This window comes from Mycobacterium sp. 1245852.3, from assembly GCF_001669335.1.
GTDB classification, from domain to species: domain Bacteria; phylum Actinomycetota; class Actinomycetes; order Mycobacteriales; family Mycobacteriaceae; genus Mycobacterium; species Mycobacterium europaeum_A.
In genome coordinates this window covers 1-6,228 of sequence record NZ_LZLL01000150.1, presented here as the reverse complement: position 1 = coordinate 6,228, position 6,228 = coordinate 1, and the positions used below count along the sequence as shown (strand labels likewise).

Annotated in this window: 6 protein-coding genes; 5 read left to right on the top strand and 1 reads right to left on the bottom strand. The window is 68.4% G+C overall.

Features of this window, described 5'->3' with window-relative positions; translation table 11 throughout:
- The first annotated feature begins 31 nt into the window (after window positions 1–31).
- From A9W96_RS06775 to A9W96_RS06755, 5 genes are all read left to right on the top strand, one after another.
- Window positions 32–652, top strand: coding sequence for a TetR/AcrR family transcriptional regulator (locus A9W96_RS06775; RefSeq protein ID WP_066861958.1), 621 nt, complete (start codon window positions 32–34; stop codon window positions 650–652).
- A gap of 102 nt (window positions 653–754) precedes the next feature.
- Complete coding sequence (locus tag A9W96_RS06770) at window positions 755–1,891, top strand: phosphotransferase (RefSeq protein ID WP_197499425.1); 1,137 nt, start codon at window positions 755–757, stop codon at window positions 1,889–1,891.
- A 130-nt stretch (window positions 1,892–2,021) separates the two neighbouring features.
- On the top strand, window positions 2,022–3,782 hold the full coding sequence (locus A9W96_RS06765; RefSeq protein WP_066878494.1) for an amidohydrolase family protein: 1,761 nt from the start codon (window positions 2,022–2,024) through the stop codon (window positions 3,780–3,782).
- Between the two features lie 11 nt (window positions 3,783–3,793).
- Window positions 3,794–5,134: an SRPBCC family protein gene (locus A9W96_RS06760; protein WP_066878496.1), complete on the top strand. Its 1,341-nt coding sequence runs from the start codon at window positions 3,794–3,796 to the stop codon at window positions 5,132–5,134.
- 184 nt (window positions 5,135–5,318) lie between these two features.
- Complete coding sequence (locus A9W96_RS06755) at window positions 5,319–5,579, top strand: hypothetical protein (protein WP_066861940.1); 261 nt, start codon at window positions 5,319–5,321, stop codon at window positions 5,577–5,579.
- Window positions 5,580–5,583: 4 nt separating this feature from the next.
- Here A9W96_RS06755 and A9W96_RS06750 read toward each other — a convergent pair.
- Window positions 5,584–6,228, bottom strand: a 645-nt coding sequence (locus tag A9W96_RS06750; RefSeq protein WP_231999615.1) for a response regulator transcription factor, incomplete at its 5' end; no start/stop codon positions are given.

Genomic DNA, 6,228 nt, shown 5'->3' with positions numbered 1-6,228 from the left:
GCAGCACAACGCATCCCGTAACATCGCCGCCATGGAACCGAGCCGGCGCTGGGGCGACGATCGCGCGATCCTCGATGACGAGGAGGCCCGTCGACGAATCCTGGATGCCGCCGGCCGCTGCATCGTCCGGCGCGGCAACACCCAGTTCCGGATGGGCGAGGTGGCCGACGAGGCCGGCGTCTCGCGGTCGACGGTGTACCGGTATTTCCCGGGCCGCGATGACGTCCTGCTGGGCCTGATGCTGTCGCGTGTGGACAGCGCGCTCGCCGAGTTGGTGCGCTCGCTGCCCGCCCCGGACGACCCGGTTCGATCGGTGCCGGAGATGGTGCTGGCGCGGGTGGAATCGGTGGACGGCAACGCGCTGAACGAAGCGTTGTTCGCCGCCGAGAGCACCGCGGTGGCGTCGGCGCTCGAGAAGGGTTCCGAACCGATCGTGGAGCTGCTGCTGCGGCATTACGGGCCGCTGTTGGACCGATGGAAAGCGGCGGGGCTGCTCTACCCCGACGTCGATTTCCGGTCGATCGTCCAGTGGTTGCACACCGCGACGCTGTTTCTGCTGGCGCCCTCGTGGCGATTTCGCCCCGCCGCGGACAAACGAGAATTCGTCGAGCAGTTCGTGGTGAGGGCCTTGGTGCCACAGATCAGACAATAATCGTATATTGTCTGATGTCCAGACGTTCGATCGATTTTGTCCGACGCCGCTGGTGTTAAGCGCGCAGCACTGCGGCCGGCTCGCAAATCAGGATGGATGGACATGAAAACTCCTGTGGGACAAGCATTTTCCATCCTCGGCTTAGCCGCTCACCTGGGCCGCGGTGCGGGGCGGGTGGCCACCGACGCGGTGGTCGGAGGCCGATTCGGCCTGCCACGGACGGTCGAGGACATCGACCCCGCCACCCTGTCCCGGGTCATGGGGACCACCGTTCGATCCATCCGCGTGCTGAGCCGCGACGCCGGCACCTCCTCGCGTGGCCGGCTGGTACTGACCGGCAGGGAGGTCCCCGACTCGGTGTTCGTCAAGGTCGCGGCGCAGGCCGCCGCCACCCGGCTGATGGGCGAACTCGGACGCCTGGGACACACCGAGGTCCGCTTCTACCGGGAGCTCGCGCCGCAGGTCATCGGCGTCCCCTACTGCCACGGCACGGCGTTCGACCCGTGGACCGGCCGATACCTGCTGGTCCTCGAGGACCTGCCGGCGGAGTCGTGCGAGTTCCCCGACACGCTGCACCCGCTGTCGGCCGACCAGGCCGGCCTGATCGTCGAGCTGCTTGCCGAACTGCACGCCACCTTCTGGGGGCGGCTGCCGCGCGACGGGCGCGGGCCGATGGGCTGGCTGTACACCCCGTCGGGCGACGTCACGTCGCTGTTGACCGGGTCGCTCATGCACAACTCCATCAAGCGGCTGGCCGAGCGGACCACGATCCCGGTGGAAAACGGCAAGTTCATCGCCGACAACTACCGCGCCGTCGCGGCGCTCATCGACACTCCCCCACATACCGTCATGCACGGCGATGCCCACCCGGGCAACATGTACTTCCACGGCGGCAAGGCCGGGCTGCTGGACTGGCAGGCGGTGCGCCGTGGACACCCGTCGCGCGAACTGGCCTACACCCTGATCACCAGCCTGACGCCGGAGGACCGCCAGGCCAACCAGCGCGAACTCCTCGACGACTACCGGCGGGCGCTGATCGCCGCCGGCGGACCCGAGCTGGACCGCGACGACCTGTGGCTGCGGTTCCGCCAGGCCGCGTTGTACGCATACGTCGCCCCGCTGATCACCACCGGGATGGGTGGCATGCAGCTCGAAGACATTGCGATGGAAGGCCTGCGGCGCGGCGTCGCGGCACTCGATGATCTGGAAACCGTCGACGCCCTGAAGGGCTCGCTCTGACGGCGGACCAATTCGGCCGAGGCTATTGCCTTCGTCGCGCCAAGAGTTACGCTACCTACCGTAGCGAAATCCGGCGTGCCTCGCGCTCAGCCCGCCAGGGACAGCCCGCGACCCGGCGAAGGGAAGTCTCATGTTCGACCTGAAGATCATCGGTGGCACGGTCGTCGACGGCACGGGCGCGCAACGCTTTCTCGCTGACATCGGCATCAAGGACGGCAAGATCGTCGACGTCGTTCGCCGCTCCGCCGACGGCCCCACGCTGACCGGCGAGGCGGCCGAAACCATCGATGCGACAGGTCGCGTGGTGGCACCCGGATTCGTCGACATCCACACCCACTACGACGGTCAGGTCAGCTGGGACAGCCTGCTGGAGCCCTCCAGCGGCCACGGCGTGACCACGATCGTGACCGGCAACTGCGGCGTCGGCTTCGCGCCCGTGCGGCCCGGCACCGAGCAGTGGCTGATCGAGCTGATGGAGGGCGTCGAGGACATCCCCGGGACCGCGTTGACCGAGGGCATCACCTGGGGATGGGAGACCTACCCGGAGTACCTTGACGCGGTCGACAAGCAGAAGTTCGCCGTCGACGTCGGCAGCCAGGTCGCGCACGGCGCCGTCCGCGCCTACGCCATGGGCGAGCGGGGCGCGCGCAACGAACCGGCCACCCCCGAGGACATCGAGGCGATGGGTCGGCTGGTCCGCGAGGCGATCGAGGCCGGGGCGCTCGGCTTCTCCACGTCGCGCACGATGGGCCACCGCGCGATGGATGGTGAGCCGGTGCCGGGCACCTTCGCCGCCGAGGAAGAGCTGTTCGGCCTCGGCCGCGCGATGGCGGCCGGCGGCCAGGCGGTGTTCGAGCTGGCCCCGCAGGGCGCCGCGGGCGAGGACATCATCGGCCCGAAAAAGGAATTGGACTGGATGCGGCGACTGAGCGGCGAGATCGACCGGCCGGTGTCCTTCGCGCTGATCCAGGTGGACGCCGACCCGAAGCTGTGGCGGGAGATGCTGGACTTGTCCGCGGACGCGCACGCCGCGGGCGCCCGCCTCTACCCGCAGATCGCGGCGCGCCCCTTCGGCATGATGATCGGCTTCCAAGGTCATCACGGGTTCAGCCACCGGCCCACCTATCGCCGGCTGAAGGCCGAATGCAGCCGCGACGAGCTCGCACAGCGGCTGGCCGACCCCGCCGTGAAGGCGGCGATCCTCGCCGAGGACGACCTGCCCCCCGACCCCACATTGTTGTTCGACGGCATGTTCGCCCTGGTGCAGCACTCGCTGGGACGGCTGTATGCCCTGGGCAATCCGCCGGACTACGAGCCCACCCCGGACCGCACCGTCGCGGCCATCGCCGAGGCCCGCGGCGAGGACCCGTTGTCCACCCTGTACGACCTCATGCTGGAGTCGAACGCGACCAACATGCTGATGCTGCCGCTGTTCAACTACGCCGACGGCAACCACGACGCGATCCGCGAGATGATGCTGCACCCCGCCGGCGTTCTCGGGCTATCCGACGGCGGCGCCCACTGCGGGATGATCTGCGACGCTTCCTATCCCACGTTCCTGCTCACGCACTGGGCGCGGGACCGGCACCGCGGCGAGAAGCTGTCGCTGGAGTACGTGATCCGCAAGCAAGCCCGCGACACCGCGCACCTGTTCGGCCTCACCGACCGCGGCACCATCGAACCGGGCAAGAAGGCCGACATCAACGTCATCGACATGGACGCGCTGACACTGCATCCGGCCGCGATGGCGTTCGACCTGCCCGCCGGCGGCAACCGAATCCTGCAGGGGGCCAGCGGTTATGCCGCGACCATCGTCAGCGGAACGGTGACCCGCCGCGACGACGTCGACACCGGGGCGCGCCCCGGCCGCCTGGTCCGCGGAGCGCGTTAAGAGCTCCCGCGATGGCGACGGCGGCCGGCAATCCGGCGCGGACCCGCGACGAGGACGCCATCGGCGCCCCGCCGGAGTGCCCGACGCTGGTGCCCGCCGAGCGTTACTACTCCCCCGCCTTCGCGACGCTCGAGTCGCAGCGGATGTGGCCGAGGGTGTGGCAGCTGGCCTGCATGCTCGACCACGTCGCGGCGCCCGGTGATTATTTCGAATACCGCTGCGGCCCCTATGGGGTGCTCATCGTCCGTGACGACGACGGGGTGCTCCGCGCGTTCCAGAACGTCTGCCGGCACCGCGGCAATTCGCTGTGCACCGGATCGGGTTCGGGCCTGCACGAACTCAAATGCGGCTATCACGGCTGGACGTGGGACCTCGCCGGCGCGCTCAAACGGGTGCCCAACCGCAAGGGCTTCGGCGGGCTGCGCATGTCCGACTTTCCGCTGCTGCCGGCGCGCGTCGACACCTGGGCGGGGCTCGTCTTCGTCACCCTCGACCCGGGCGCGGTGTCCCTGATCGAGTACCTGGAGGCGGTGCCCGACGACATCGCCTGGTGCCACCTGGAGGATTTCCACTGCTATGCGACCCTGACCGTCGAGGTCGACGCCAACTGGAAAACGATCGCCGACGGATACAGCGAGACCTACCACATCCAGACCCTGCATCCCGAACTGCTGCGCTGCGTCGACGACATCCATGCACCGCAACGGATTTGGGGGCACACCGGGAAATCGGACCAGCCCTACGGTGTGCAGAGCCCACGGTTTGACGGTGCGCTGAGCGACGAAGAGGTCTGGGACGCCTACGTCTATACGCAGGGCGCGCTGATGGGCGCGGCCGAAGGCACCCCCTTCCCCGCCGAGGAACGGAGGCCCGGGCAGACGGTTGCCGACCTGATCGCCGACCGAACGCGGGCGTTCGCCGCAACCCGCGGCGTGGATCTCAACTGGGCTGACACCGATCGAATGACCCGATTGCATCAGTACAACGTGTTTCCTAACATGACGCTTCTCGCCAACGCCGACCACCTGACCGTGATGTGCGCGCGCCCCGCCGCCGACCCGTCGCCCGACAAGGGTGAGCTGGTCATGTTCTTGATGACCCGCATGCCGCCGGGCGCGCCGCACACCAAGCCGACGGATGTCCGCATGGCCGCCGAGTCGGCCGAGCCCGGGGTGGTGCTCACGCAAGACATCGCGGTGCTGCCCGGCTTGCAGCGCGGCATGCACCAACCCGGCTTCACTCACTTGGTGTTGTCCAGCGAGGAGCGCCGCGTGATCAACATGCATCGCAACCTGGAGCGCTATCTCGACCTACCGGCCTCCCAGCAAATGAGCGGCGGTGCGGCGAAGTGATCTGTCCCAACATAATTCGTGTTCGCAGCGCAAAAGTGGCGCCGGGCGATTTAGAATCCCGCTTGTGATGACCCCGTCTTACCCCTGGGGGGACGATCGAGGGCAACTTGCGCGGCGGCTTCGGCTGCCATATGAATCGCTCCGCCGGCGGCGGGCGCTACGTCTGAGCCAGAGCTTCGAGCGGGTGGGCGTTCGAACGGCACCGGAGCGCTTGCGCCAAATGCTGGAGGGCGCGCCGCTGGCCGCCCACGAGCTGATGAACGTGAACTTCGCGCTGATCGCGATCCGGCTCGACCGCGAATTGCGTGCCGCGCGCTACAAGAGGCTCAGGCAACGCGGTACCCGGTCGCTGATGCTCGCCGGCCTGATCATGGTGGTGCTCAACTTCCTCATGTGCATGGCCTACGTCATGCTGAACCTGGCCGAGCAATCGGCGCCGCTGTAAGTCTTCAGCGCGGAGCGACGATGCCGTTGTCGTAGGCGTAGACGATCGCGGCGGCACGGTCGCGCAGATCGAGCTTCCCGAATATCCGGCCGATGTGGCTCTTGACCGTGACGCCCGAGATGCACAATTGATTCGCGATCTCCGTGTTGGACAGGCCCTGCCCGATCAACGTCAACACGTCGAGTTCGCGGGTGGTCAGCTCACCGATCGCCGTGCCGCGCGGCCCGGGAGCGGCCTTGCGGTAGGTGGTCAACACGCGCGAGGTCACCGCGGGATCGAGATAGCTGTCGCCCCTGGCGACGGCCCGCACCGCGCGGATCAACTCCTCGGCCGACGAGTCCTTGAGCACGAAGCCGGCCGCACCGGCGCGCAGCGCCCCCGATAACAGCTCGTCCTCGTTGAAGGTGGTCAGCGCCAGCACCGGCGGCCTGCCACACAGCCTGCGCGTCGCCTCGATGCCGTCGACGCGGCGCATCCGCAGGTCCATCACGACGACGTCGGGCCGGTGCTCGGCCACCGCGGCGGGCACCTCGTCTCCGTCGGCGCACTCGGCCACGATGACGAAACCGTCCTTGCGGCGCAGGATCCGGCGCAGGCCCGACCGCACCAGGTCCTGGTCATCGACGAGCAGCACAGCGACCTCGGGGAC